This is a genomic window from Actinocatenispora sera (assembly GCF_018324685.1).
In the GTDB taxonomy this organism is placed as follows: domain Bacteria; phylum Actinomycetota; class Actinomycetes; order Mycobacteriales; family Micromonosporaceae; genus Actinocatenispora; species Actinocatenispora sera.
This window is the reverse complement of the sequence record NZ_AP023354.1, coordinates 3528084-3553678: the sequence shown is the minus strand read 5'-3', so window position 1 is coordinate 3553678 and position 25595 is coordinate 3528084. Positions and strand designations below refer to the sequence as shown.

At 72.8% G+C, this 25595-nt stretch carries 21 protein-coding genes and 2 pseudogenes; 8 read left to right on the top strand and 15 right to left on the bottom strand.

Features of this window, described 5'->3' with window-relative positions:
* The first annotated feature begins 9 nt into the window (after nt 1-9).
* Entirely contained in the window at nt 10-1809 is a 1800-nt protein-coding gene (locus Asera_RS16985; RefSeq protein ID WP_051803078.1) for an AfsR/SARP family transcriptional regulator, read from the top strand.
* 31 nt (nt 1810-1840) lie between these two features.
* Here the strand turns inward: Asera_RS16985 and Asera_RS16980 are convergent, their stop codons facing one another.
* The 3 genes from Asera_RS16980 to Asera_RS16970 form a co-directional block, all read right to left on the bottom strand.
* Complete coding sequence (locus Asera_RS16980; RefSeq protein WP_030449808.1) at nt 1841-2641, bottom strand: SAM-dependent methyltransferase; 801 nt, start codon at nt 2639-2641, stop codon at nt 1841-1843.
* 326 nt (nt 2642-2967) lie between these two features.
* Nucleotides 2968-4437 carry an NF041680 family putative transposase gene (locus tag Asera_RS16975; protein ID WP_030450043.1) on the bottom strand — a complete coding sequence of 490 codons (1470 nt, stop codon included), beginning with the start codon at nt 4435-4437 and terminating at the stop codon, nt 2968-2970.
* Between the two features lie 277 nt (nt 4438-4714).
* Nucleotides 4715-5683 (bottom strand): DNA polymerase ligase N-terminal domain-containing protein, encoded by a 969-nt coding sequence (locus tag Asera_RS16970; RefSeq protein ID WP_035296150.1) that lies wholly within the window; start codon nt 5681-5683, stop codon nt 4715-4717.
* A gap of 186 nt (nt 5684-5869) precedes the next feature.
* Between Asera_RS16970 and Asera_RS16965 the strand changes: the two genes are divergently transcribed.
* The 3 genes from Asera_RS16965 to Asera_RS16955 all read left to right on the top strand — a co-directional run bounded on the left by Asera_RS16965 (nt 5870) and on the right by Asera_RS16955 (nt 7659).
* Nucleotides 5870-6091 (top strand): hypothetical protein, encoded by a 222-nt coding sequence (locus Asera_RS16965; RefSeq protein ID WP_030445598.1) that lies wholly within the window; start codon nt 5870-5872, stop codon nt 6089-6091.
* A 328-nt stretch (nt 6092-6419) separates the two neighbouring features.
* A complete protein-coding gene (locus Asera_RS16960; RefSeq protein WP_030445597.1) occupies nt 6420-6995 on the top strand; it encodes a GNAT family N-acetyltransferase in 576 nt (191 codons plus the stop codon).
* A 79-nt stretch (nt 6996-7074) separates the two neighbouring features.
* Nucleotides 7075-7659 carry a dihydrofolate reductase family protein gene (locus Asera_RS16955; RefSeq protein WP_030445596.1) on the top strand — a complete coding sequence of 195 codons (585 nt, stop codon included), beginning with the start codon at nt 7075-7077 and terminating at the stop codon, nt 7657-7659.
* 148 nt (nt 7660-7807) lie between these two features.
* Here the strand turns inward: Asera_RS16955 and Asera_RS16950 are convergent, their stop codons facing one another.
* From Asera_RS16950 to Asera_RS16910, 10 genes and pseudogenes are all read right to left on the bottom strand, one after another.
* Complete coding sequence (locus Asera_RS16950) at nt 7808-8245, bottom strand: SRPBCC family protein (protein WP_169745822.1); 438 nt, start codon at nt 8243-8245, stop codon at nt 7808-7810.
* A 9-nt stretch (nt 8246-8254) separates the two neighbouring features.
* The gene (locus Asera_RS16945) at nt 8255-9394 is read right to left on the bottom strand and encodes a S1 family peptidase (protein ID WP_212804617.1); all 1140 of its coding nucleotides are present in this window, start codon (nt 9392-9394) and stop codon (nt 8255-8257) included.
* 204 nt (nt 9395-9598) lie between these two features.
* A pseudogene (locus Asera_RS33970) lies at nt 9599-11251 on the bottom strand (DUF5682 family protein); the annotation flags it as partial.
* A 119-nt stretch (nt 11252-11370) separates the two neighbouring features.
* Nucleotides 11371-12430: pseudogene (locus Asera_RS33965) on the bottom strand (DUF5682 family protein); the annotation flags it as partial.
* A 20-nt stretch (nt 12431-12450) separates the two neighbouring features.
* Complete coding sequence (locus tag Asera_RS16935; protein WP_030445592.1) at nt 12451-13566, bottom strand: ATP-binding protein; 1116 nt, start codon at nt 13564-13566, stop codon at nt 12451-12453.
* A gap of 16 nt (nt 13567-13582) precedes the next feature.
* Complete coding sequence (locus Asera_RS16930; protein WP_084131294.1) at nt 13583-14959, bottom strand: vWA domain-containing protein; 1377 nt, start codon at nt 14957-14959, stop codon at nt 13583-13585.
* A gap of 149 nt (nt 14960-15108) precedes the next feature.
* Nucleotides 15109-16497 (bottom strand): hypothetical protein, encoded by a 1389-nt coding sequence (locus Asera_RS16925; protein WP_030445590.1) that lies wholly within the window; start codon nt 16495-16497, stop codon nt 15109-15111.
* Entirely contained in the window at nt 16497-16928 is a 432-nt protein-coding gene (locus tag Asera_RS16920) for a hypothetical protein (protein ID WP_211255546.1), read from the bottom strand. Before Asera_RS16920 ends, Asera_RS16925 begins: the two co-directional genes overlap by 1 nt.
* Nucleotides 16929-17181: 253 nt before the next feature.
* Nucleotides 17182-18042: an HNH endonuclease family protein gene (locus Asera_RS16915; RefSeq protein WP_211255535.1), complete on the bottom strand. Its 861-nt coding sequence runs from the start codon at nt 18040-18042 to the stop codon at nt 17182-17184.
* A gap of 98 nt (nt 18043-18140) precedes the next feature.
* Nucleotides 18141-18893 (bottom strand): SDR family oxidoreductase, encoded by a 753-nt coding sequence (locus Asera_RS16910; protein WP_030445587.1) that lies wholly within the window; start codon nt 18891-18893, stop codon nt 18141-18143.
* Nucleotides 18894-18971: 78 nt separating this feature from the next.
* Between Asera_RS16910 and Asera_RS16905 the strand changes: the two genes are divergently transcribed.
* The 4 genes from Asera_RS16905 to Asera_RS16890 all read left to right on the top strand — a co-directional run bounded on the left by Asera_RS16905 (nt 18972) and on the right by Asera_RS16890 (nt 23825).
* Nucleotides 18972-19571, top strand: coding sequence for a TetR/AcrR family transcriptional regulator (locus Asera_RS16905; protein ID WP_030445586.1), 600 nt, complete (start codon nt 18972-18974; stop codon nt 19569-19571).
* Nucleotides 19572-19928: 357 nt separating this feature from the next.
* Nucleotides 19929-21851: a Tox-REase-5 domain-containing protein gene (locus Asera_RS16900; protein WP_030445585.1), complete on the top strand. Its 1923-nt coding sequence runs from the start codon at nt 19929-19931 to the stop codon at nt 21849-21851.
* 113 nt (nt 21852-21964) lie between these two features.
* Complete coding sequence (locus Asera_RS16895) at nt 21965-22681, top strand: Imm52 family immunity protein (RefSeq protein WP_030445584.1); 717 nt, start codon at nt 21965-21967, stop codon at nt 22679-22681.
* A 244-nt stretch (nt 22682-22925) separates the two neighbouring features.
* On the top strand, nt 22926-23825 hold the full coding sequence (locus Asera_RS16890) for a hypothetical protein (RefSeq protein WP_030445583.1): 900 nt from the start codon (nt 22926-22928) through the stop codon (nt 23823-23825).
* Nucleotides 23826-23923: 98 nt separating this feature from the next.
* Here Asera_RS16890 and Asera_RS16885 read toward each other — a convergent pair whose 3' ends face one another.
* Complete coding sequence (locus Asera_RS16885) at nt 23924-25132, bottom strand: acyl-CoA dehydrogenase family protein (protein ID WP_030445582.1); 1209 nt, start codon at nt 25130-25132, stop codon at nt 23924-23926.
* An 8-nt stretch (nt 25133-25140) separates the two neighbouring features.
* Nucleotides 25141-25587 (bottom strand): SCP2 sterol-binding domain-containing protein, encoded by a 447-nt coding sequence (locus Asera_RS16880; protein WP_030445581.1) that lies wholly within the window; start codon nt 25585-25587, stop codon nt 25141-25143.
* Nucleotides 25588-25595: the final 8 nt, after the last annotated feature.

Sequence of the window (25595 nt, the reverse complement as noted above, 5' to 3'; positions counted from 1 at the left end):
GATGGTGCCGTGGCAGAGCTGGAATTCAGGGTTCTCGGACCGGTCCAGGCCTGGCGTGCCGGCCAGCCGGTACCCCTGGGCGGCAACCGTGTCCTGACGCTGCTCGCCGGGCTTCTGTTGTCGCCCAACGAGGTCGTCTCCTGGCACCGGCTTGCGGAGTGGGTGTGGGGCGACCAGCCACCGAGTCATCCCCGCTCCGCGCTGCACAACGGCATCTCACGGGTCCGCCAGCTGCTCGGCCGCTCCGTCATCCAGACCCAGGGTTCCGGGTATCAGCTGGTTACCGACGCGGCGCATCACGACCTGTTGCTGTTTGACCAGCTCACCACCGCCGCCGCGGACGCGGAACTGCGTGGCGCCACGGAGGCCGCGGTGGACCTGCTGAGCGAGGCGCTCGCCCTGTGGCGCCCGCCACTGCTCGGCAACCTCGACGCGTCGGCGCTGTACCGGCACACGATCGACCACCTCACCGACCGGTACCTGGATGCCCACGAAGAACGGGCCCGACTCTGCCTGCGGCTCGGTCGCCACGCCGAGCTCATCGTCGAACTGTCGGATCTGGTGCGCGCCAACCCGTTCCGCGAGACCCTGGCCGGCCAGTTGATGCTCGCGCTGTTCCGCAGCGGTCGGCGGGCCGACGCGCTCATGGTCTACCAGCAGCTGCGGCAGGTGCTGCGCGACGAGCTGGGCGTCGATCCTGGCACCACGATTCGCGATCTGCACTCGGAGATCCTGCGCACCGAATCGGCCGTACCAGCCCGGGAGCCGGGTCCGCCGATGCCGGTGCACTGCACCTCCGGTTCGACGCCGGTCGCGCAGGTTCCACCGCGCCAGCTGCCCGCGCCGAGCGGTCGGCTGATCGGGCGGGACCCTCAACTGGCGGCGCTCGACGACTGGTTGGCGGCCGGGGACAGCACCCTGGCAGCCGTGGTCGGTCCGGCGGGCGCTGGCAAGACGGCGCTTGCGCTCTGGTGGGCCAACAGGATCCGGGGCCGGTTCCCGGACGGACAGCTCTACCTCGATCTCGGCGGTTACGGTGACGCACCGCCCCTGCGGGTGGAGGACTCGCTCGCCATCCTGCTCGGCGCACTGGGTGTACCGACCGACGCGGTACCGACCGAGATCCGGTCGGCCGGGGCCCTGCTGCGCAGCATGCTCGCCGAGCGCCAGGTCCTCGTCGTCCTCGACAACGCCCGCGACAGCGACCAGATCCGACCGTTGCTGCCCGGCGGCGGGTCCACCGCCGCCACCGTGGTCACCAGCCGCAAGCAGCTGCGCGGTCTGGTCGCCCGGGACGGCGCGCACCGCGTCGAGGTGGCCGAGCTGGAGGCGGACGCGGCTGCCGAGTTGCTGTGCGCCGCCGCAGGTCTCTCCCCTGGATCACTAACCCCGCAGGTCACAACCGATCTCGTGCAACGGTGCGCCGGGCTGCCGCTGGCACTGCGCATCATCGGTGAACGAATCGCCCGTACCGGGGTCGCCATGCCGGGCGAGCCAACGACGGTGAGCGGCCTCGACGTGCTGTCGACGCACGAAGGCACCGACACCGATCTCGCCGCCGTCCTGGACTGGTCGTACCGGGCGCTCGACGCGAAGACCGCCGCCGCGTACCGGCAGCTGGGCCGCTACCCGGGCACCGAACTGCGGGTCGAGGATGCGCCAGCGGTGTTCGGTGGGTCAGCGGACGTTGCGTCCCGGATGCTCGACACGCTGGCGGCGATGTACCTGGTCCAGCAGCGCGGCGCGGGCCGCTACGAGTGGAACGATCTGATCCGACGACACGCCGCCCGCTGCGCCGACCTCGCCTGAACGTCGGCCGGCGGACGCCCCGCACGCCGGGTCAGCGGCGCTCGGCGATCGCCGCATACGAGGCGGCCCGGTCGGCCTCGGCGCCGGCCACGATCGTGTCGGGGTGCCAGTCGCCCAGCCGCACCAGTCCCGGCGGTACCAGCGGGAACCCGTCCAGCAGCGCCGCGATCTCCGCCTTCGAACGCGGGTACAGCCGATCGGTGGTGTGCTGGTAGAGCGTCCGGACCTGCTCGCTGTGCTCGTTCGGCGTCACGTGCGAGATGGCCAGGTACGAGCCCGGCGCGGTACGGGCCAGGTAGTCGGCGACGAGCGCACCGGGTCGCTGCTCGTCGCCGAAGAAGTGCAGCACCGAGACGAGCAGGATCGCGATCGGCCGGTCGAGGTCGAGCAGCCCGGTCACCTCCGGCGAGGTGAACACCGCGGCCGGGTCGAGCAGGTCCGCCTGCAGCACCGCGACGTGCGGGGCATCGGCCAGCAACAGCTTGCTGTGCGAGACCGCGACCGGCTCGGTGTCCACGTACACCACCCGGCTGTTCGGGTCGAGCCGCTGGGCGATCTCGTGCACGTTGCCGGCGGTCGGGATCCCGGAGCCGAGATCGAGGAACTGGTCGATCCCGGCCGCCGCCAGCCACCGCACCGCACGCTGCAGGAACGCCCGGTTGGCCCGGGCGATGTCGCGGATCTCCGGCGCGATGCTCAGCAGCGTGTCCGCCAGTTGCCGGTCCGGTTCGAAGTTGTGCGCCCCGCCGAGGAAGTAGTCGTACATCCGGGCCGCGTTCGGGCGGGAGTCGTCCACCCCGTCCGGCGTCCAGTCGGAGCCCTGTCCGCTCATCGTCCGCCCTCCGTCGTGCCCGACCACGGTGACCGAGCAGCCACGGTACCGACGGTAGCCCGTGCGCCACGGTGCCGGGGGCACGGTGGGCAGCGGCCCCGCGACGCGCGCCGAGCCCGGGGACGGCGCCGGGTGTGGTCAGCGGACCGCCCTGCGATCGAAGACCAGCAGGCGGTCCCGGTGCGCCGGGTCGGGCCAGGCGATCAGGCAGGTCTCCTGGCTCACCGCCGTGTACCGGACACCGAAGCTGACAAGCCGCCCGGTCCTGTTGCATCGGCCGGCGGGACGGGTCAGCTCGCCAGCCGGAAGTGCCCCTAGCTTGAGTTTTAACCTGTTCGTCGGGGTCGTGGCGTGGCCGACGGCTTCTTAGGTTTGTGGCGATGCGGTTTGGGTCGGTCCGGTCTGGACGCCGTGTGCACGTCATGGCGGGCGGCTGGCCGTTGGTTGGGGTGCCCGGCTGGGCGTCCTGGCCCGGGCCGGCAGAGTTTCGGCGCAGCCGCTAGAGGAGGCAGCCGCGGGTGCAGGTATCGAAACCCTCGCCGGAGGCGTGCCGGGGTCACCCGCTGTGGCGGGAGGGGTTTCTCCCACGGCCGACGCAGGTCCGCCGCGACGTTTCGTGCGAGGCGTAGTTGGGTGTAGGCGGCCAGCACCAGCCATGTCCAGCGTTCGGCCGCGGCCGGGTCGCGTAGTTTCGGGCAGGTCCAGCCCAGGGTCTGTTTGAGCATGCGGAAGGTGTGCTCGATGTCGAAGCGGCGCAGGAACGCCTGCCATGCCAGGTCGACCTGCCCAGGGTCCAGGTCGGTGGCCGAATGCCACAGCCACACCGGTTTCGGGATCGCGCCCGAGGGCAGCCTCTCGACGTCGAGGCGGATGACGGTGCCTTCCAGCACCGGCAGATCGCCGGTATGCGCGGCCCAGGCGGTGCGGTGCGTCAACCGCGGATGCAGACGGTCCCAAGCACGGATACGCGCCGGCCCGTAATGCCTGGTGTCGGTGGAGATCTGGACATCGGGCTCGCCCCAGGTTGCCGTCTGGCCGAACACGAACTCGCTGCCGTGCCGGCACGGCCGGCCCACCGTATGCCGACGATCAGACAGAGCCGCTCGGCGTAGGACCCGGTCGGAACGCATCCGCACCAGCACCCGCACCGGCAGATCGGCCAGCACGAACGACAGGCGGGGACCGTCGTAGCCGGCGTCGGCCACGATCAGGATCTCCGGATCACCGGCATCCCAATGCCCTGCCTCGATCAGGCCGGTCACGACCCGCCGTAGCTGGTAAGCGGTCACGGCCGCCGCGTCCTCACCCGGAGCCAACCGGACCGCGTCCAACGGCGCGGTCCATGACGACCGTCCGGTCTCCAACGCCACCACCACCGACCACGGCCAGCCCGGCACCCCGATGTGCTGATCCTTGCCACGACCGTAGGTATGACACATCATCCGGCCGGGACTGGTATGTGCCTCGGGCCGCAACCAACACGTCACGTCCACCGCCAGCACGATCCGCCCATCACCCGCCCGCGGCAACGTGCACCCCAACATCGCTTGCCGCAACCGATCGGAGTCGATACGGCCAGCCGCCAGCGCGCCATACAGACCACCGTGACCACGGCGGTGGACTCCGGCCAGCGACAACTCCGGCAACGACCGCACCGGCCCATCGACACACAACAAGGCGTCACACGCCTCGAACAGGCCATCGGCCCGGGACGTCAAACACGCATAAAAGTCCCGCCGGAACCGGCTCAACTGCCCGCCGACGACCCGACGATATGGTTGAGGCACACTGATCACCGCAGCCCTTGCTGTTGATCTTCCTACTGTCGCAAGAGGAATGATCAACCAAGGGCTGCTTCCATGATCAACCAGGGTGCCCCACACCGCCCACCAAGGTTAAAACTCAAGCTAGGGTCTGTTTCGGAGCCCCCGGCCGAGCGAGGCGAGTCGCGTTTGTCTGCTCGCAAGGCGGAGGGCAGTTCGTGTGCCGGGCTTGCACACGGGCTGTCCGACAACGCCGCGAGCGGGCAAACGGGGCCGCCGCAGCCGGCACGCGGGACTTGCGAAACAGACCCTAGGCAGGGATGCGCTTCCAGGCCGCCGAGGTCGCGCCGGGTCGGTACGGGGCGTCGCGGCGCTTGGCGACGATGCCGGGCAGGCCGCGTTCCCGGGCCGTCGCGCGAACCGCGGCGGGGTCGTCGAACCGGGGCGCGAGCTGGCAACTGCCGCCCCACCAGGGCAGCGCGTCGAGCCGGTCCCACCGCTGCTGCTGCGGCCACCCGGTCAGGTCGATCCCGTCGTCGTACAGCAGGTCGAAGCCGACGAACACCCGGTCGGCCGCGAGCGTGACCAGCTCCCCGTCGAGTACCACCGGTCGCGCGCCCAGCCGCCGGGCGGCGCGGGGCAGGCCGGCCGGCGACTCGATCTCGGTACCGTCCGCGCCGTGCAGCCGGATCCGCCCTCCCGACACGAACGCGACCGCCCGCTTGCCGCCCCAGTCGAACTCGTAGGCGTACCGGTCCGCCTCGCGCGGCGGGTGGGCCTGCCGGACCGGCTGCATCGGCTCGATCTCGCGCGGCATCGGCGCTCGGTCCGGATCCTGCGGCGGGTCGAGCCGGCGGATCAGCCAGTTCTTGCCGTCGGTGGCGAACAGCGTGTACCGGCCCTGCACCCGGCTGCCGGCCAGCGCCACGGTGACCTTGTCGGCGCGCCACTCCTCGGTCTGGTACGTCCCCGTGTCCCAGATCGTCATCGTGCCGCCGCCGTACTCGCCGGCCGGGATCGTGCCCTCGAACGTCGAGTACTCCAGCGGGTGGTCCTCGGTGTGCACGGCGAGCCGGTTGACCCCCGGCTCGGCCGGCAGGCCGCGCGGCACCGCCCAGGACACCAGCACGCCGTCGCGCTCCAACCGCAGGTCCCAGTGCAGGCTGGTGGCGTCGTGCTGCTGGATCACGAACGTGTCGCCGTGGCCGCCGGCCGGTGTGGCGGTGGGCATCGGCTCCGGCGTACGGGTCGGGTCGCGGCGTCGCCGGTACTCCCGCATCGGCTGGTCGGTGCCCGCACTCCGCCGTCGCGGCATCCCGTCCCCCCTCCACGGGCTCGGGCGCCGCCGGGCGCCCCGCCTTCAGGGTACGGTCAGGCGCGGCGGCGGCGGGCCAGCAACCAGACGCAGCCGCCGGCGGCGAGCAGCACCGCGGCGGCCCCGGCGAGCAGCCCGATGCCGCCACCGGTGACCGGCAACGTGGGCGTCGACGGGCTGGTCGACGGCACCGTGCTGACCGAGGCCGACGGTGAGGCACTGCCGCTCGGGGAGGCACTGCCGCTCGGGGAAGCACTGCTGCTGGGTGACGGGCTGGCGCTGGTGGTCGACGGCGACGGGCTCGGCGACCCGTACCCGCCGGGCGAGGACGGGCTGGGCGAGGACGGCATCGACGGGCTCGGCGAGCCGTAACCGCCGGGCGTCGACGGACCGGGCGTCGACGGGCAGGACGGGTGGCCGTAGCCGTTGCCGGCGCAGGGCGGCGTCGAATAACCGGCGACGGCCGGCGACCCCAGTGCGAGGACGGTCCCGGCGGCCAGTGCGGCCACCGCCAGCGCGCGGGACGTACGCATACTTCTCCTTGATCAGGCCGTTGATCTCACCGAACGCAACGAAGCACGCCACGAATGGTTACTCAGGGTCGACGTATGTCGTGGTCTGCGGGGTGTGCACCCGGGACGGTGCCGCGCGATGGGCAAATTCGGTGCCGTTCGACGCCGCCGTCGGGTAGGAAGCGGTCATGTTGCGAGGTACGAAGGTGAGCCTGCGCGCCCGGCACGAGGCCGACGTCGCCGTCCTGCACGCCGAGCTGTACGACGACGTCGCGATCCGATCCCGTGCCGACACCCGGCCCTGGCGCCCGGCCGCCGACACCGCCTCCCCGTTCGCGGTGTCCGAGCCCTCGGCGGACGCGGCCCGGTTCTCGGTCGTCGAACTGGCCAGCGACGAGCTCGCCGGTTCCGCCCTGCTGTGGGGCATCGACCCGCACAACCGCCGGGCGCACCTGGGCATGTCGCTGCGCCCGGGGTATCGCGGCCGGGGTCTCGGTACCGACGTGGTCCGGGTGCTGTGCCGGTACGGCTTCGAGACGCTCGGCCTGCAGCGGCTCCAGGTCGAGACGCTCGCCGACAACGCCGGGATGCTCCACGCCGCCGAGCGCGTCGGCTTCGTCCGGGAAGGGCTGCTCCGCCGGTCGCTGTGGGTGGCCGGCGACTTCGCCGACGAGGTACTGCTCGGCCTGCTCGCCGCCGAGTACGACCCCGGCCGAACTCCCGGCTCGCCGCCGGCCACCGAAGACCCCGGCGAGCACCGATGAGTTCCCGGCCCGCCGGTCGTCTGTTCAGCCGTCGCCCGCGCCCCGGCGGGTGACTCCGGCCGGAACCGCGGGAGGAACGATGCGTTCGATCAGCGTCACCATGTTCATCAGCCTGGACGGGGTCGTCCAGGGCCTCGGCCGGCCCGACGAGGACACCCGCGGCGGCTTCACCCACGGCGGCTGGGGCCCCCGGTACACCGACGAGGTGATGAGCCGGGAACTCGCCCAGGGCATGGCCAGGCCCGGCGACATGCTGTTCGGCCGCCGCACCTGGGAGGACTTCACCGCCGCGTGGGGGCGGGCGACCGACGGCAACCCGTTCACCGCGCACATGAACGCGGCGACCAAGTACGTGGTGTCCCGGTCGCTGCCCGACGCGAACGCCTGGCAGAACTCGATCCTGCTGCGCGGCGAGGCCGTCGAGACGGTCGGCGCGCTGAAGGAGCAGCCCGGCACCGACCTGAGCATCAACGGCAGCGCCTCGCTGGTCCGCAGCCTGCACGCGGCCGGCCTGATCGACCGCTACACCCTGCTGATCCACCCGCTCACGCTCGGCAGCGGCATGCGGCTGTTCGACGGTCCCGCGCCGCTCACCGAGCTCGAACTCACCGGCAGCGTCACCACCGGTACCGGCGTGATCATCGCGCACTACGCCCGGCGCTGACCGCGTCCCGACCCGGTCGGTCCGTCGTTCGCCACCGTGCCCACCGACCCGATCGCCGGCGGGCAGCGGCCGTCAGCGGGCGGCGGGTCGGCGGCCGGCGGCCCTCAGCGGTGGCGGTCGGCGGGCGGCGGTCGGCGGATGGCGGGCGTCAGTGATCGGCGGCCAGCAGGGCGGCCAGGCGATCGAGATCGCCGCGCAGCGTCCGGGCGAGCAGCGGCCGCAACAGCGGGGCCAGCAGCCGCTGCGCGCCCACCGGCCGTACCGTGGCGCGCAGCGTCACCCGCGCCGACCGCGCGCCGAGCGGCCGCACCGTCCGACTGCCGTGCGCGACCAGGCCCGAGGTCGTCCGCCAGGCGAAGTTGCGCCCCTCGTCGACCTCGGTGACCAGCCCGCCGCTGCGGTACGTGCGGCCGGCGAACCGGAGCACCTCCGCGGTGGTGGTACCGACCGCGACCGGGCCGGGTGGCTGCGGCGCCATCGTGCGCACGCCACGGCGCCATCGCGGGTCGTGGCCGTAGTCGGCCACCACCGCCCAGGCCCGTTCCGCCGTGACCGGCACCTCGCGGGACGCCGTCACCTCGATCACCGGCACACCCTACGATGCGACCGGCACCGGCGCCGACAGGGCGGTCACCGCGCCGGCCGGGTTGCGGGCCGTCACCACGCAGGCAACCTGCTCCCCGGCCAGGTCCGCGCCGAGGGCGAGGGTGTCGGTGCCGGCACCCTCGATCGGCGTCGGCAGCTCGAACGGGCCGGCCCACGTCACCGTCGCCCAGCCGTACCCGATCGACTCGGGCCGGCCGCCCCGGGACCGGCTCCACTCCGGCGGCGTGCAGTGCAGCGTGCCGCCCACCGTCGCCGAGCCGCTCACGCCGGGCGCACTCGCCGGGTACGGCTCGAGCGACGGGCGCGGTGCGAACAGCCACCGGCGCAGGCCGGTCGTGTCCGCGGCGTACTGTGCCGACGGCGTACCGCAGGTCTTGCCCGCGGTCTCACCGCCGAAGCTGAACAGCCCCACCAACCGCGCTCCGTCCCCGGTCCAGGCCACCAGCGGGCTGCCGCTGTCCTGGAAGCAGCCGGTGACGCCGGTACCGGCGGTGTCCTGCGCGCACCACACCGACGCCGTGTCGACCGGGCCGGGCGTCCGCGCCGTACAGTCTCCGGCGGGCAGCGTGGTCAGGTCGCCGCGGTGCAGCACGTCGTCGCGGAAGTCCGCGCCGGCATGTCCGGTGGTGCCGTGCGCGAACAGCGACACCTGCGTACCGGGGTTGGGCCGCCGGTCGGCCACCGGCAGCGGCGCGATGTCGGTGACCGGGCGGTCCAGCAGGACCAGGGCGAGATCGTCGGCGGCGGTCGAGTCGTTCGGGTCGTCCGGGTTGGCCGGCGACGGGATGATCCGGTAGCCGGGCCGCACGCTGACGCCGGCGATGCGGCGCGTCTCCCCCGGGTCGGTCGACAGCACCCGCGCGCCGACGTGCACCTCCTGGCTGCTGGGATCCACCTGGTCGACGCAGTGGGCGGCGGTGACCACCCGGTCCGGCGCGATCAGCGCGGCACCGCAGCCGGCCCGCTGCAGCAACGACCCGTCCCCGGTCAGGGCAAGGGTGGCGACCCATGGTGCCGGATCCGGTGCCGGCACCGGTTGCCCGCCGGACATCGCCGCCGCCGGTCCAGCCAGCAACACCGTCGTCATCGCGGCCGCGCCGGCCGCCATGGCCGGAATTCGTTTCCTCATGCGGACCGACCCTAGGAGCCGGGCCCGGTCGCGCGCATCGAACCAGCGAGCGAACCGCCGTCCACCACCCGGCGTACGGGTCTCCCCCCAGGCGTCATCCCCTACCGGTACGCCGTCCATCGTGGACAGAGAGCCGCGGCGTCCGGGCCCGGCACGCCCGCCCGTCGCGGCCCCGCCCGCACATCCAGGTGCCCCGGCGCCGGCTCAGTCGAACAGTGCGGCGATCGCGGCGGCGGTGGCGGGATGCTCGGTGAGCAGCCCGGTCGGTGGCGCGGATGCCGTGCCGGACCAGGGATCGGTGCTGCCCAGCAGGGCGGCGACGGCGTTGCAGGTGTCCGGCCGGTCGGCGAGCAGGTCGACCACCGGCCCCGCCACCACCGGTACCGACGCCTCCGGTGCCGGCGGCGCCCCGACCCACGGCGGGGTCCACGTGTCGAGAGCAGGCAGCGAACCGGGGAACGTGCGACCTGCCTCGCGCACCAGCAGCGGCATCAGCTCGGCCGCCTCCGCCCGCAGCGTGGTCAGCAGCCTCGGCAGCCAGGGCAGCAGCACCTCGTCGGGCAGCCGGGCGAACGCGCCGGACAGCGCCTCCACCACAAACCCGGTCAGCGCGGGCGCCGGGTCGAGCGCCTGCACGAACCCGCTCAGGTACGCCGGGAACGACGGCACCGTCAGCGGGTTGCCGAGCAGCTCGTCGCAGCGGGAGCGCAGGTCGGCCAGGGTGAGCAGGCCGAGCTGGTACCGCGCGGCCCAGAGCAGCGCGATCGTGGCCGGCGTCTCCGGATGCGACTGCGCCACCGCCAGCTCCAGCTGGGCCCGGTCGCAGCCGAGCGACAGCGCCAGGCTCTCCATGCTGAACAGGAAGCCGAGCATCGCGGCGACCTGCCGGACCGAGGTGTCCTCGTCGACGGTGGCGACCGGCAGCAGCGTGCAGTAGTGGGCGTAGCCGGCGGTGACGAACTCCTGCACCCAGTCCGGCAGCACCGACCCGGCACCCCGGTAGTACGTGAGCAGGCGCCGGATGCGGCGCAGCACGTCGGGGGCGCCGGCGACGGTGCGCTCGGCGGCGAGCAGGCCGACCGCGCGGGCGCCGAGCTCTTCGGTGAACCGGCGGTTGGCGAGGAACAGGATCGAGTCCTCGACGGCGGCGAGCGCGGTACCGGCGGTGGCCATGGGGTCCCAGGCGGCGCGGCGCAGCCGTTGTTCGAGCACCTGCTCGACGGTGACCCCGTCGTAGCCGAGCTCGATCAGCGACCGCTGGTTGCGGCCCAGCGCCAGGTCCCAGCTCTCCTGAACCGAACTCTCGCCCAGGGTGCGCTCGCCCATGATCGGCCGGACCGCACCGTCCGGCAGCAGCCGGCGCAACAGCCACAGCAGGTCCGAGCAGGGCCGCAGTTCGGGCTGCCCGGCCAGATCGAGCAGGGCCCGCTTCTGGGTGCGGGCGGCCAGATCGAGCCCGAGCGGGATGAGCCGGTCGTACACGTCGCGAGCCAGTGGCGGCAGCGCGTCGTAGCCGACCCGGCCGATCCGGTCGCCACCGAGCAGGATCCCGCACAGCGTCGCGACGTCGCGGCGGCCGGGCACGGTGTCCTTCTCGATGCAGGTGACCGCCGCGTCGGTGAAGTCGTACGGGGTGGGCCGGTGCCGGCCGCGGATCCCGGCCAGCAGCACCGAGGTCTCGAACACCGCGATCGCGTCGGCGGTACTGGCCAGGTAGCCGTTGCGGCGGGCCAGCCGGACCAGGTCGACGCACCAGCCGCGCAGCTCGTCTTCGTCCAGGCCGCCGGGCCGGGACGGCGCGGCCAGGAAGCCGGACAGCATGTCGCCGACCGGCTCGCCCGACGCGGGAGCCGCTCCGGTCGCACTCGACGTGGCCGCCTTCGCCGCCCGCGGCGTGGCCGCCTTCGCCGCCCGCGGCGTGGCCGCCTTCGCCGCCCGCGGCGTGGCCGCCTTCTTCCCCGTGCCGGACTTCGCCGAACTCAGCCGGTACGGCCGGACCGCGCCGCGGCCGCTGGTGGCGCGGGACCAGATGGCCGCGGCGATCGACACCGAGCCCGGCGCGAGCCCGAACTGCGCCTCGATCGCCGAGTGGCTGGACGGGATCAGCCCGTAGAGCCAGCTCGTGGCGGTGCGCGGGACGATCCGGTACGCCGCGGTCGAGTCGACGCCGAACTGGTCGACCCGGCTCGCCGCGTGGAACGCACCGCACACGTACAGGCAGTCGTCCACGTCCACAGTGGACTGTGCGCGGTGGTCCCGGATCCGGGTCCACATGTACCGCTCGCGCGCCTCGTCCTCCGACAGCCGGGCTGGGTCGGGGGTCAGCCGCCGGAACAGGCTGCCGATCAGCACCATGACCTGCCGGTAGGTGGCGTGGTCGGCGCCGACGAGCGGCTGCTCGACGTACTGGTCCCACCACTCCGACCAGTGCCGCACCTTGCCGTGGTGCAGCAGGAACGCCTCCAGCTCGGCGAACCGTGGCCGCAGGTCGCCGAGCTGCACGCCGACCGCGTCGCCGTGCAGCGCGCCGTCCTCCGGCATGAGTTCTGCCGTGGCGCGCTCGGGTGGCTTCTGCTGGAAGACGTGATCGGTCGAGTGGTCCACGCAGACCAGCTCGACCCCGGGCGTGGTCAGCGCGTACGAGATCGCCTGGTACTCGGCGGATGCCTCGGTGATCGGCGCGACCACCGACAGCGGGCCCCATTCGGCCGGGAACCCGTCCAGCTCCGATGCGTATGCCTGCAACGCGACCGGCAGGGTGCAGTTGGCCAGCTCGCCCAGCAGCGGTTGCAGGTCCTCGCACAGTTCCAGGTAGATGACCCTGGGCTGCTTGGCATGCAACCGCCGGGCCATCGCCACCGCGGAGGCCGGCGAGTGGTGGCAGACCGGGAAGATCTCCAGCCGCTCGCGCAACGCCCGGTCGACGTCGTCGACCAGCCCGGTCAGGATGTCGGCCGTGACCTCGCCGCCACCGAACTCACCGGCCGCATCGCGAAGCTGCCCGCGCAGCGCCGCGAACGGCGCGCCGGCCGGCATCCCGCTCCCGGCAGCCCCGGTCATGACAGCGTCGCGATGGTGTCACGGCCACCGTCGAGAAACGCCGGCCACTCGCCGCCCTCGGCCTGGCTGCGCGGCTCGACCACCCCGTGCCAGTACTTGTTGAGGATCGCCAGGTCCTCCGGGCTGCGCCGGGCCAGCGAACCGACCAGCGAGGAGGCGAGCCGCTGCGCGGTCAGGGTGCGGTCGCCGAAGAAGTGGCTGGACAGGATCGCATCCTCCAGCACGCCGATCTGCTCGGCGGTGGACAGCGCCGACTCCAGCTTCTCGTCGTCGCTGGCCGCCGACTGCGCCGCGGCGCGCAGGTCGGCGAAACTCTGCAGCAGGATCGACAGCAGCGACGGCGGCACGTCCAGCTCGATCGCGTGCCGGCGCAGCAGCTCCTCGGTGCGGAACCGGACGATCTCGGTCTCGCTCTTCCTGTTCGTCACCACCGGGATGCGGACGAAGTTGAACCGCCGCTTCAACGCCGACGACAGGTCGTTCACGCCACGGTCGCGGCTGTTCGCGGTGGCGATGATGGAGAAGCCGGGCTGGGCGAACACGATGTTGTCGTCGTCCAGCTCCGGGATCGACACGTACTTCTCGGACAGGATCGAGATCAGCGCGTCCTGCACGTCGCTGGTGGAGCGGGTCAGCTCCTCGAACCGGCCGATCACGCCGCGTTCCATCGCGGTCATGATCGGCGACGCGATCATCGACTCGCGCGACTGCCCCTTCGCGATCACCATCGACACGTTCCACGAGTACTTGATGTGGTCCTCGGTGGTACCGGCGGTGCCCTGCACCACCAGCGTCGAGTTGCGGCAGATCGCGGCCGACAGCAGCTCGGCCAGCCAGCTCTTGCCGGTGCCGGGGTCGCCGATCAGCAGCAGGCCCCGGTCGGAGGCGAGCGTGACGATCGCGCGCTCGACGAAGCTGCGGTCGCCGAACCACTTCTGCGGTATCTCGCGCTCCAGCCCGTCGGCGCGCTCGGAGCCGAGAATGAACAGCCGCACCATCTTGGGCGACAGCCGCCACGAGAACGGCTTGGGCCCGTCGTCCACCGACTCCAGCCAGTCCAGCTCGTCGGCGTACTTGACCTCGGCGGGCGCGCGCAGCAGGTCGTCGGTCACGATGTGTCTCCTAGCCTTAGCCGAGGAAGTTCTTGAGTTCGGTCACGAGCTTGCGGATGTGCCCCGAGATCACCGGGGTGCCAAGGTCCTTGAACTTCTGCCGGAACCGCGGATTGACCTCCTGCCGGCCGGAGCTGGTCACCGAGCCGACCGGGATCAGCCGAACTCCCGAGCGGTGCGCCGCCTGCAGCCCGTCGAACAGCGGTTGGGACCGGTCGAACTCGTAGAAGTCGGAGATCCACACCAGCACCGTGTTGCGCGGGTCTGCGATCTTGGGTTGGGCCATGGCCAGCGCGACCGGCCCGTCGTTGCCGCCGCCCAGGTTGGTGCGCAGCAGCACCTCGAACGGGTCGTGCACCCACGGCGTGAGGTCGAGCGAGCGCGTGTCGTACGCGATCAGGTGCACGTCGACCTTCGGCAACCCGGCGAAGATCGACGCGAGAATCGTGCAGTTCACCATCGAGTCGACCATCGAGCCGGACTGGTCGACCACCACGATCATCCGCGCCGGGGTGGTGCGCCGCGCGGTGTGCCGGTAGAACAGCCGGTCGACGTAGAGCCGCTCGTCGTCCGGGTTCCAGTTGGTCAGGTTCTGCCAGATGGTGCGGTCGATGTCGAGGTTGCGGAACACCCGCTTGGGCGGCACCGAACGGTCGACCGTGCCGGCGCTGGTCTTCTCCACCTGGGTGCGCAACACCTGCGCGACCTCGTCGACGTACCGCCGGATCAGCGCCTTGGCGTTGGCCAGCGCGACGCCCGACAGGTTCGACTTGTCCCGCAGCAGCTGCTCGATCAGCGACATGCTCGGCGTCAGCTGCTTGGCCAGCACCGGGTCGGCGAGCACCTCGCGCAGCCGCATCCGGTTGACCAGGTCACCCTCGATGCCGGCGAGCACCCAGCCCAGCTCGCTGCCGTTCGGCTGGCCGCGCAGCTGGCCCGGCTCGCAGCCGAGCGCGCGTTCGAACCACCCCGCGTCGGACTGCCAGCCGGCGAGCTGGGTGGCACTGACGTTGCCGCTGCCGGTGGCGAACACGTTGAGCAGCAGCTTTCCGGCCAGAGCGGCCCGGCGCACCTCGGCGGCGGTGTCGCGCTCCCCGGCCGGCGCGGGTCGGAACAGGTCGTCGAACTCCGCAGCCAGCTCCGGGAACCGTTGCACCACGGTGTCGAGACTCACCGACGGGTCGGTCAACGCCGGTGGCAGCCCGAGCTCCTCGACCAGTTGCACGCTGGTCGTCTCCAGGGCGGGCTGCTCGTCGGCGCCGAACACCCGCGACAGCAGCCGCCAGTAGAGCACCTGGCGCCGCGCGGCATCGCGACCGGCGTCCGTCGGGCGCTCGTCGTTGCCGGACACCGCATCCCTCGGTCGATCGTCCTCGACCGACCGCGCGCCCATCGGGCTTTCGTCGTTTGCGGACCCGCCCGTCGAGCCTTCGTCGTAGCCAGACCCGCCCGTCGGGCCTTCGTCGTAGCCAGACCCGTCCGTCGGGACTTCGTCGTCGGCGGGTACCGCAGCCGCGTCGGCGTGCGCCGGTTCGTGGTCGGTCATGAGCGCAGCAGCCGTCCCGCGCGCTCCCGCAGCACGGAAACCGCGTCGTTCTTCGCCTCCGCCTTGGCCACCTTGGGATCGGTCGGGCCGTGCGCCCAGTCACCGGTGGCCGCCACCACGGGTTTGCGCCGCACCGTGGCCTGCACCGCGAGCGGCTGCAACAGCCACTCGCCGGCGTCCCACCGCAGCAGGCCGATGCACCGGGTCGAGCCCTCGACCAGGGCCGGGGTCAGCGGGCCGCAGCCGGGCAGCCGGTCGAGGTCGAACCGCAGCCGGTGCCCGTCGAGCACGGCCGCACCGTCGATCACCTGGTAGTCCTCCACCAGCACCGGCTCGGCCAGCCGGGCCGGATGCCGGTCCAGCGGTGGTGGTGCCGCGGCGGTCGCGGTCGGCAGGATCAGCCGGGCGGTGGTGAACGGGTCGGCCGGCTCACCTGGCCGCGCCGCACCCTCCCGCCAGAGCAGGTCACCGCCGGGCAGCAGCGGCATGTCGGTCAGCGCCAGCGCGCGATGCTCGGCGAGCGCACCGAGCAGCACCGGGGCGTCGAACAGGCTCCACACCGCGGGGCCGACGATCGTGTCGACCTTCGCCGCGACCAGCGAGGTGCGCACCGACCGGACGCCGTCCGCGCTCTCCAGCACGCCGTGCACCTGCAACTGCACCGCGGTGGCGTGCTCGTGCACGTCGACGCCGAGCGGCAGCAGCCGGCCGGAGACCGGCGCCGGCTCGGCGGGCCCCGGCCAGGTGTCCTGCGCCAGCAGCACCGCGCGCGACCACAGGTCGCCCCACCGGCGCACCGGCACCAGCTCCATCGTGGCGACCGGCGCGCACGCGCGAAGCTCGGCGCCGAACCCGTCGAGCAGCACCGCGAGCCGCCGGGTGCGCGGCTCGACCAGCAGCGCGGCGACGACCGGCGCACACGCTGCGGCCAGGTCCTCGTCCACCCCGCGCCAGCCGGCCACCGCCAGCTCGGTGAGCCAGGACCGGGCCGCGGCCAGCGGCACGGCCGCCGCGTCGGTGCCGGCACCCGTCCACTCGACGCGCTGCCGGCCGAGCGCATGGTCCAGCCGGGCCAGCAGCGCGTCGTGTGCGGCGCCGAACAGCGCTGCCCGGGCGCCCGCGAGCGCCGCCAGGTATTCGTCGGCCACGGTGCCCGCGGCGAGCTTCCCGACCGCGTCGCCGACCGAGGTCGCGAGCGGCGAGCCGCCGACCGCCGCGGCCAGCGCGGTCAGCACCGCGCGCCCCGGGTCGCCGAGCCGGCCCAGCCCGTTGGCCAGCGCGTCGTCCAGGCCGTCCGTGACGTCGAGGGCCGCGGCGAGGCCGTCGCCGTCGCCGTCGCCGTCGCCGTCGCCGTCGAGCAGCGTGCTCAGCTGTGCAGCCAGCATCAGTCGACCGCCCTCGTCCCGCCGAACCAGTGCAGTTCCGGCACCGGCTCGGTGACCTCGGGAAGCTCCAGATAGGACAGATGGCGCAGGAATCGACTGAAGACGGTGGCGGCCGGGGTCGGCTCGTGGTGCGGGTCGAGCGCGGACTCCAGGGCACCGTCCGGCTCGACCTCGACCCGCAGGTAGCGGGCGACCCGCGGCAGCCCGTACTGCCGGGTCGCCTCGGCGAGCATCAGGCTGATGTGCTTGCACGGGTACGGTCCATGCAGCGCGCCGCACGGCCGGTTGTTGTTGGTGCTGCAGCTCAGGCCGTGCCCGGCCGCGGCCACCGACGACACGTACACCCGAGCGATGTCCGAGCCGCTGGACACCACGCCCTGCACCCGTCCGTCGGCCAGCTCCACGAACGGGACCTTCGCCAGCTTGCGCATCGGCACCGGTCGGACCAGCACGGTGCCGCTGCGTCGCGCGCGGTCGGCGCCGGTCTGCCCGCCGACCGGGATCGGCTCTGTATCGTCCATCGACGCGGTGTGCCTCCCTGTCGACCCGACACCGATCTGGTGCCGTGTTTTGACTGCGGCGTCACGATAGCCGGCCGGTACGACAAGACCGCGCCATCGGCATCGACCTGCGAGGACGTCCGCGGCCATCGGAGAGGCGGCGGTGCGCGCCGGCCGGGAGCGCTCAGTTCGGGGTGCGCCAGCGGGGCCGCTCGCCGGCCGGGCCGGTGCACACCATCGCGGTACCGCCGGCGGTGCGGCCACGCGCATCCGGTGTGCCGCACCAGGACCCGGGGTGCACGGTCGGCACCGACGAGCCCGACGCACCCGGTGACGACGTACCCCGGGTCGAGGCAGTCGGCGCCGGTGCGCCCCCGCAGCCGTGCAGGATGCGGGCGATCGCGTCGTGTTCGGCCCGCGTCACCCACAGTCCGTAGGTGGTCTTCACGCGCACCTGCGCCGCCACGTACGCGCAGCGGTAGCCGGCGGCCGGGGGCAGCCAGGTGGAGGCGTCCTGGTCGCCCTTGGACTCGTTCGCCGGGCCGTCGACCGCGAGCAGGTTGGCCGGGTCGTTGGCGAGCCGGCGCCGCTTGTCGGCGGTCCAGCCGCGGGCGCCGGTGCGCCACGCGTTCGCCAGCGCCACCAGGTGGTCGATCTGCACCGCCGCCGAGGTGCGCACGCCGCGCCGGAACGCGATGGTACGGCCGGTGTACGGGTCGGGCAGGCTGCCGGAGCGCACGGTGCACCCGTCGGAGTCCCGGCGCACCCCGGTGAGGTCTCGGGCCAGGATGTCGTCCCGGGTGTCGCAGCCGTTGTGGTCCACGTCGGCCCAGGCCGGACCGAACCGGTCGCGGCGGTACCCGGCCATGCTCGCCGGCGCCCGGACGGTGAGCTTCGCCAGCTGCGCCAGGGCAACCGCGTTCGGTGAGCTGGTCGGCCCGGGGTCGGCGCCGGACGCGGCCGGTCCGCACCCGGCCGCGGCCAGCGCGAGCACGACGGCGACGACGAGGGCGGCGCGGCGGGGGGTCGTCTGCTGTGTCGACACACCGGACATGCTTCCGTACCACCAGCCGCACCGCCGCCGCCGCCTACCTTCCCCGCGAGCCTGCGACGGTACGGCCCGGAGCCGTCACGCTGTGCTGGTCAGAGCAACGAACCGCCGCTCGCGTCGATCCACTGGCCGGTGACCCATCGCGCGTCCGGCGAGGCCAGGAACGCGACGACGGCGGCGATGTCGTCCGGCGTCGCGACGCGGCCCAGCGGCGAGAGCGCGGCGATCTCGGCCCGGCCCTGCTCGGTACCGAGCCGGGCCGCGTTCATGTCGGTGTCGGTGGCGCCGGGGCCGACCGCGTTGACGGTGATGCCGCGGCCGCCGAGCTGCTTGGCCAGGGTGGCGGTGAGCGCGTCGAGCGCCGCCTTCGACATCGTGTACGCGAGCAGGTCCGGGTTGCGCGCGCCGTGCGTGAACCGGGTCGAGACGTTGACGATCCGGCCGCCGTCGCGCAGCCGGGACAGCCCCTGCTGGATCAGGAAGAACGGCGCCCGGGTGTTCACCGCGAAGACGTGGTCGTAGCTCGCCGCGTCGAGCAGTTCGTACGGCGTCCGCCCGCCCAGCACGCCGGCGTTGTTGACCAGGATGTCCACGCCGTCCGCGTGCCGGTCGTACGCCGCCCACAGCGCCGCGGTGTCGCCGGGCACGCCGAGTTCGGCGCCGAACCCGAACGCCTGCCCGCCGCCGGCCTCGATCGCGGCGACGGTCTGCGCGGCCGCGTCGGCGCTCGTGCCGTAATGCACGCCGACCCGGGCGCCGTCGGCTGCCAGCCGCAGCGCGATCGCCCGCCCGATCCCTCGGCCGGCGCCGGTCACCAGCGCCGTGCGCCCCGTCAGGTCACCCATCACTTGTGCCTTTCTCTAACGGTCGTTACAGATCGGGACCCTAGCATATTGTCTAACTATCGCTATACAATTGTGGGCATGGGAACAGCAGCGCGCGGCCGGCCGCGCTCGTTCGACCGGGACGCCGCGCTCGACCAGGCGGTCCGGCTGTTCTGGCGGCACGGCTACGAGGCCACCACGATGCGCGACCTGACCGACGAGCTCGGCATCGGCGCACCCAGCCTCTACCACGCCTTCGGCGACAAGAAGCAGCTGTTCGCCGAGGCGCTGCGGCGCTACGACACGCGGTACGGGGAGTTCATCGACCGGGCCCTGGCCGAGGAGCCCACCGCCCGGGCCGCCGCGGCGCGGGTGCTGCGCGAAGGCCCCAGTCGCTACACCCGTCGCGGCCTGCCCGCTGGCTGCCTGATCGCCAGCGGCGACGCGAGCACCGGCAACACCGAGGTGCACGACCTGCTGCGGCGGGTGCGCAACGCCAAGGCCGCCGCGTTCGCCGCGAAGATCCGGGCCGACGTCGCCGCCGGTCGGCTGCCCGCCGACACCGACGCCACCGCCCTCGGCCGGTACCTGCTGACCACGCTCACCGGCATCGCCCAGGCCGCCCGCGACGGCGTCGGCCGGGCGCAGCTCGAACGGGTCGCGGCGCTCGCGCTGCGGGCCTGGCCGGCAGACGGATGACGGGCTCGCGGGCGCCGCTTCGTGCGGCGCCGGGCCCGAGGGCGCCGCTTCGTGCGGCGCCGGGCTCGCGGGCGCCGCTTCGTGCGGCGCCGGGCTCGCGGGCGCCGCTTCGTGCGGCGCCGGGCCCGTGTGCCGCGCTCGCCGGGGCCGACCGGTCTGCCGTTCCCCGTCACCCCGGCGGCCAGGGCCGGCTGGGAATCGCACACGGTAGCCGGGTCGCCGGCCCACTGATGCCGGTATCCCGGCCTTCAGCCCGTTTCTTCCGGCAAGACCGCTGTCGCTGACTATTACCAAGATCATGATGGCATCGCCCTGATACAACATGCACGTCCGTTTAACGACGTGCATGGGGGATTCATGGACGTGCAGACCCGGGGTGCTGACCTGCGCAGACGCAGCAGCGCCCGGTCGCCGATGCCTCGCCTCACCCGGTTGCTGGCCGCAGTGGTCGCGGTGCTGTGCGTGGTGCTGTGCGCACCGGCCACCGCCGCCGCCGCGGCCGACACCGGCGGCGGGCCCGGCAAGTGGTACGCGGCGCCGAACAAGGCCGGCGGCGCCAAACCCGGCAGCCAGGCCTGGAAGTACGAGCAGCAGTTCAAGAGCGCGGGCCACGAGGGCATGGGCTACTGGGTGCCGAAGCCGGAGACCCGGAGCAGGCCGGGCTTCGACATCGACACCTGGACGCCGAAGCGCTTCGCCAACGGCACCTGGGACGGGGTCGAGTTCGACGGGTACGACCCGAACGCCGACAACGGGGCGGGCAAGCCGCGCGGCGCGCTGCTCGACGCCAAGGCCGCCCGGTACGCCTACCTGTTGGACTACCAGAAGAAGAACGGCGAGTACCTGAAGGCCCGGCGCGGGCTGATGGCGGAGGCGACCCGGCAGATCGACGCCGCCGGGCCGACCAAGACCCCGATCAACTGGCACTTCGCCGAGCAAGAAGCGCACCAGAAGATGACCGACCCGCTCGGCCGGATGGGGATCCGGTCGAACTTCACCGATCCGAAGAGCCCGCCGGTGTTCGACGCGCCGGGCAGCCCGGCCGACCCCGAGGGTGCGGGGGTGCAGCGCGGCGCGATCCCGACCAGCAAACCGGGCGGCATCGACCTGTCCTCGGTGCAGCTGAACTACCTGTCCGCGAACGACACGCACGGGGCACGGGGCATCAAGTACTCGTTCAACTCCGGTACCGGGTCGCTCAGCGGCAAGGCGCTGCAGCAGGCCCGGGAGCAGTCGGACGCGTTCTTCGTCTGGCTGGAACTGCAGCCGTCGACGTTCTGGGTCAACCTGAACCCGGCCCAGCCCGACAAGATCATCGACCCGCAGTTGGCCCGGACCGACGTCGGCAAGGTGCTGCTCTCCTCCGACCTGGACCTCAAGCGAGAGTTCACCAAGCTGCAGAACCCGGACACCCCGATCGGGGCGGAGTTCTTCCGCAAGACCTACCTGGCCGGCCCGGACTCCGACCACTGCCTGTCCTACCGGGCGTGGATCTCGCCGAAGCCGGCGAGCGTGCGGCAGACCAACGGCTCGCTGTACATCCTGGACGCGCCGTTGCAGGTGCAGACCGCGACGCTCTACACCACCGACCCCAGGACCGGCAAGCGCACCTGCCCCGGCCAGACCAAGGCCCGCGCCGACTACAACCAGCAGGTGTTGCGGCAGCTGCTGGTGCCCAAGGTCGAACAGGCGATCAACTCCGACAGCCGGTTCGCCGCGCTGCGGCGGGTGTACCTGAGCCGGGTCGCCGCGGAGTGGTACCGCCAGGTCAGCGCCCAGCACGACACCATGTACCGGCGCCTGATCGACCAGGGCATCCTCGGCCCGTGGGTGTCCCGGACGCCGTGGAACCCGCGGGACATCTACAACCAGTACCTGAAGGAGTACAACGCCACCACCGGCAGCATCGTCGTCGGGAGCACGACGTACTCGTTCCACTACGGCGGCGTGGACTTCTCCCGGGCACCGTCGACCCCGGTGTCGCAGCAGCAGTTCACCGCGAAGCACCCGCAGCTGCCGAAGACCGTCGACAAGTCCATCGACACGCCGACCCGGGACCCGGACGACGACACGACCTGGGCCGGCGGCACGGTGACCGTCGCTCAGGCCGGCGATGGCGCCTCGCCGCCGCCGGAGGGCCAGGGCGGTGGCGGCCCGGTGCTGCCGGTGACCGGCACCCCGCTGTGGTCGTCGATCCTGGTCGGGCTGGTGCTGCTGGCGGCCGGGTTCGCCCTGGTGTACCTGTTCCGGCGGCGCCGGCAGGGCCGCCACGCGGCCTGATCCACCCGGTGGTGCCGGTGCGCCTGCCGGGGCGCACCGGCATCGTCTAGCGTGCACGGCACGGGGTGTTCGCGTCCCGTGCCGTGCACGCCGACCCGCGAACGAGGAGTGAGATGAGCGCGACCCGGTCCCGCTGGCCGCAGGGCGTCGAGCTGAGCACCGACACCTGGACGCTCGACGGCGTGCGCCGCGGCCGCACCGAGGATCCCGCGTCCTGCGCCGACCGACTCGGCCGGTTCCTGCTTGGCCTCGCGGCGACCGACCCCACCCTGTCCCGGTGGTACGACGAGGACGACGAGCCGGTGGCCCTCGACCCGGCGGCAGTGCACGCCCTGGTCCAGCACGGCCGGCAGGACGACGATCCGCACGGCCGGTTCGGCTCGATCGTGCTGCTGCACAACGGGCAGGACGACGAGCGCAGCTCCACCGTGGTCGAGGTCGTCTGTGGCGCCGGCTCCGAGTACGTGCCGGACACCTTCGCGGTGACGCTCCCCCAACCCGGCGCCGCGCCCGAGCTGTACCAGCGGGACCGGATGCTCGGGCTGCTCGACCTCGCCGTCGGCGCCTGGCAGCCGCACTGGTGCCGGGCCCGCCCGCAGAGCCTCGGCAGCGCGGCCGGCGACGTCACCGCGCTGGCGTCCTGGCTCGTCTACCTCGACCGGGCGGTGTACACGCGCGCCGGCGAGCCACCCGCCGGCGTCGAGGCCCTCGGCCGCGAGCACGGCGAGCTGTTCGTCCTCGCCGACACGCCGCAGCAGCTGAGCCTGCGCACCATCGACGCGCTGCGTGCCGCGGTCACCTTCACCCCCGACTGGACCGACCTGGCCTAGGAATCGGCGCGTGGTCGGCCGGCGGCGGAGGCGCGTGTCCTTCCGCCCCGGACAGCGGGGCCGGTCACGCCGGCGCGGTGCGGCGGATTGACCTGCGGCTCGGGGCTCTCGTCCGATCGGATGGCACCGGTGGGCCGATCGGCGGCCGGTACCGACGACCGGCCACTACTCCCTGGTAGCTGATACGGCGCATCTGGCCAGCCCGATGCAGACCGTGAAGCACTCTCACCAGAAAGGGAGTCCGTTGAAGATTCGAACCCTGACCGTCGGCGCGCTCGCGGGGGGCGCGCTCGCCCTCACTGCCGCCGCACCCGCATTGGCCGACACCAGCGGTACCGTCAAGGACACCGTCCACATCGTCAACGACGTCGACAGCGGCCATCACGGCTACTGGGCCCGGTTGAACCTGCACCGGTCGGTCACCATCACCCCGGGCGACACCGACACCACCTGGACCGTGCAGCTGCACGACGAGGGCACCTTCGCCACCATCGGCGGCGCGGCGAACTCGCCCCGCGAGGGCAACCGGGTGCGCGGCGTGAAGGGCACCGTGTCCGGCGACTACACGCTGACCGTCAGCAGCGCGACGCCACCGTCGACGAAGGGCGTCGACAACCGGTACGACTACGCCTGCAACGTGCACGGCACCGGCCCCCGCGCCACCGACTGCCCCGGCATGCCGGCGTCGACGTCGGACTGGCCGAAGCTCTACTTCGGCCCCGACGCGCAGGTCACCGGCGACGCGTACCAGTGGACGTACCACACCGACAGCTGCGGCGGGCAGACCTGGACCGACGCGTCCACCGACGGTGACGGTACCGACGCGGACGCGGGCGACATCACCGGCTGCAAGCCGTGCCCGCCGTCGACCTCGCCCAGCAACTCACCGTCCGAGTCGCCCTCGCAGTCGCCGAGCGAGGAGCCGACGTCGCCGTCGGCATCGCCGTCGCAGTCCGGCAGTACCGCGCCGTCGTCGTCGGCCTCGGCGCAGCCGTCCGTGACCCTGGCCGGCAACGGCGCCGGCTCCGGCAGCCTGCCGGTGACGGGCACGTCGCTGGGCCTGCTCGCGGGCGGAGCGCTCGCCCTGCTCGGCGGCGGTGCCGCACTGCTGGTCCTGACGCGGCGGCGGCGCGCCCAGTCCTGACCGGCCCGTGCCGGACGCCCAGCGTCGGGCGTCCGGCACCAGCGTCCAGTACCGGCGGTACCGGTAGTCCGGTACCGCCGGTCCACGGCGATGCCGGCTCAGCGGAGGTGGCGGCCGGTGAGGGCGCGGGCGATGACCAGGCGTTGGATCTCGGCGGTGCCTTCGAAGATCTGGTAGATCTTGGCGTCGCGGTGCATGCGTTCGACCGGGTGTTCGCGGCTGTAGCCGGCGCCGCCGAGGATCTGGATCGCGCGTTCGGTGGCCCAGACCGCGACGTCACCGGCCTTCAGCTTGGACATCGAGCCCTGCGCGGCGTCGAACGTCTTGTCGTTGCGCCCCATCCAGGCCGCGCGCCACACCAGCAGCCGGGCCGCGTCGATCTCGGTGCGCATGTCCGCGAGGGTGAAGGCGATCGCCTGGTTGTCGACGATGGGCCGGCCGAACTGCTCGCGGGTGCCGGCGTAGTCCAGCGCGTACTCGTAGGCGGCGCGGGCGATGCCGATCGCCTGGGCGCCGACGGTCGGTCGGCTCATCTCGAACGTCCCGAACGCCGCGTGCCCGCGACCACCCTGCGCCTCGCGGGCCCGGGCCAGGCGGGCGTCGAGCTTCTCCCGGCCGCCCAGCACGCAGCGGCCCGGCACCCGGACGTCGTCGAAGAAGACGTCGGCGGTGTGCGAGGCGTGCAGGCCGTGCTTGCGGATCTTGCGGGTGGCCACCACGCCGGCGGTGCCCGGCGGTACCACGAAGGCGGCCTGGCCGCGGCTGCCGAGCTCCGGGTCGACCGATGCCATCACCACGTGCACGTTGGCGATGCCGCCGTTGGTGATCCACGCCTTCTGGCCGCTGATCACCCACTCGTCGCTCGCCTCGTCGTAGCGCGCCCGGGTACGCATGGCGCCGACGTCGCTGCCCGCCTCGGGCTCGGAGACGCAGTACGCGGCGAGCTTCGGGTCGTCGGCGTCACCGAAGCAGTCCGGTACCCACTCGGCGAGCTGGTCGGGGGTGCCGGCGGTGAAGATGCCGGCGACCGCCAGGGTGGTACCGAAGATGGACATGCCGATGCCGCCGTCGCCCCAGAACAGCTCCTCGTTGGCGATCGGCATGGACAGCCCGGTCGGGTCGGCCCACAGCTCGGCGATCGTCTCGAAGCCGTACAGGCCGATCTTCGCCGCCTCGCGGATGATCTCCCACGGGGTCTCTTCGCGCTCGTCCCACTCGGCGGCGGCCGGCCGCACCACGTCGGCGGCGAAGCCGTGCACCCAGTCGCGCAGGTCGCGCTGTTCCTCGGTCAGTTCCATCGAGAACATGGGCTGCCTCAGGCCTTCGGGATGTCGAAGTAGCTGGTCAGGCCGGCACCGAGGGCGAGGTCGCCGGCCAGCTTGAGCTTGCGGGTCATGAACAGCGCCGGGCCGGACGCGTTGCCGGACACCAGCTTCAGGAACGAGACCGGGTCGGTGCTGATGGACAGCCGCGGCGCGGCGCCGGTGGGCACGCCGACGGTGCAGGTGCCGCTGTCGATCACCTGCTCGTACTCGTCGGCCGGCTCGCCGGTGATGGTCCACCGGATCACCGCGGACAGCGTGCCGGCGCGCTCGGCGCGCAGCCGGCTGGACATCCGGCCGAACACCTCGTCGAGCACCGCGCGCCGGTGCGGCCCGCGCATCGCGGCCTCCAGCTCGCCCTTGGACGCCTGCTTGACCATCCGGGCGAACTCCTCCGGTGTCATGCCGCCGAAGTCCACCGTGGACAGATCCAGGACCATCGATCTCT

Coding starts and splice junctions, on each gene's coding strand:
- Asera_RS16880 (WP_030445581.1), bottom strand. CDS start 25,587: ATGGTCCTGGATCTGTCCACGGTGGACTTCGGCGGCATGACACCGGAG.
- Asera_RS16885 (WP_030445582.1), bottom strand. CDS start 25,132: ATGTTCTCGATGGAACTGACCGAGGAACAGCGCGACCTGCGCGACTGG.
- Asera_RS16895 (WP_030445584.1), top strand. CDS start 21,965: ATGAGCGCGACCCGGTCCCGCTGGCCGCAGGGCGTCGAGCTGAGCACC.
- Asera_RS16960 (WP_030445597.1), top strand. CDS start 6,420: ATGTTGCGAGGTACGAAGGTGAGCCTGCGCGCCCGGCACGAGGCCGAC.
- Asera_RS16920 (WP_211255546.1), bottom strand. CDS start 16,928: ATGCGCAAGCTGGCGAAGGTCCCGTTCGTGGAGCTGGCCGACGGACGG.
- Asera_RS16945 (WP_212804617.1), bottom strand. CDS start 9,394: ATGAGGAAACGAATTCCGGCCATGGCGGCCGGCGCGGCCGCGATGACG.
- Asera_RS16910 (WP_030445587.1), bottom strand. CDS start 18,893: ATGGGTGACCTGACGGGGCGCACGGCGCTGGTGACCGGCGCCGGCCGA.
- Asera_RS16970 (WP_035296150.1), bottom strand. CDS start 5,683: ATGCGGGAGTACCGGCGACGCCGCGACCCGACCCGTACGCCGGAGCCG.
- Asera_RS16905 (WP_030445586.1), top strand. CDS start 18,972: ATGGGAACAGCAGCGCGCGGCCGGCCGCGCTCGTTCGACCGGGACGCC.
- Asera_RS16955 (WP_030445596.1), top strand. CDS start 7,075: ATGCGTTCGATCAGCGTCACCATGTTCATCAGCCTGGACGGGGTCGTC.
- Asera_RS16980 (WP_030449808.1), bottom strand. CDS start 2,641: ATGAGCGGACAGGGCTCCGACTGGACGCCGGACGGGGTGGACGACTCC.
- Asera_RS16930 (WP_084131294.1), bottom strand. CDS start 14,959: ATGGGCGCGCGGTCGGTCGAGGACGATCGACCGAGGGATGCGGTGTCC.
- Asera_RS16925 (WP_030445590.1), bottom strand. CDS start 16,497: ATGCTGGCTGCACAGCTGAGCACGCTGCTCGACGGCGACGGCGACGGC.
- Asera_RS16900 (WP_030445585.1), top strand. CDS start 19,929: ATGGACGTGCAGACCCGGGGTGCTGACCTGCGCAGACGCAGCAGCGCC.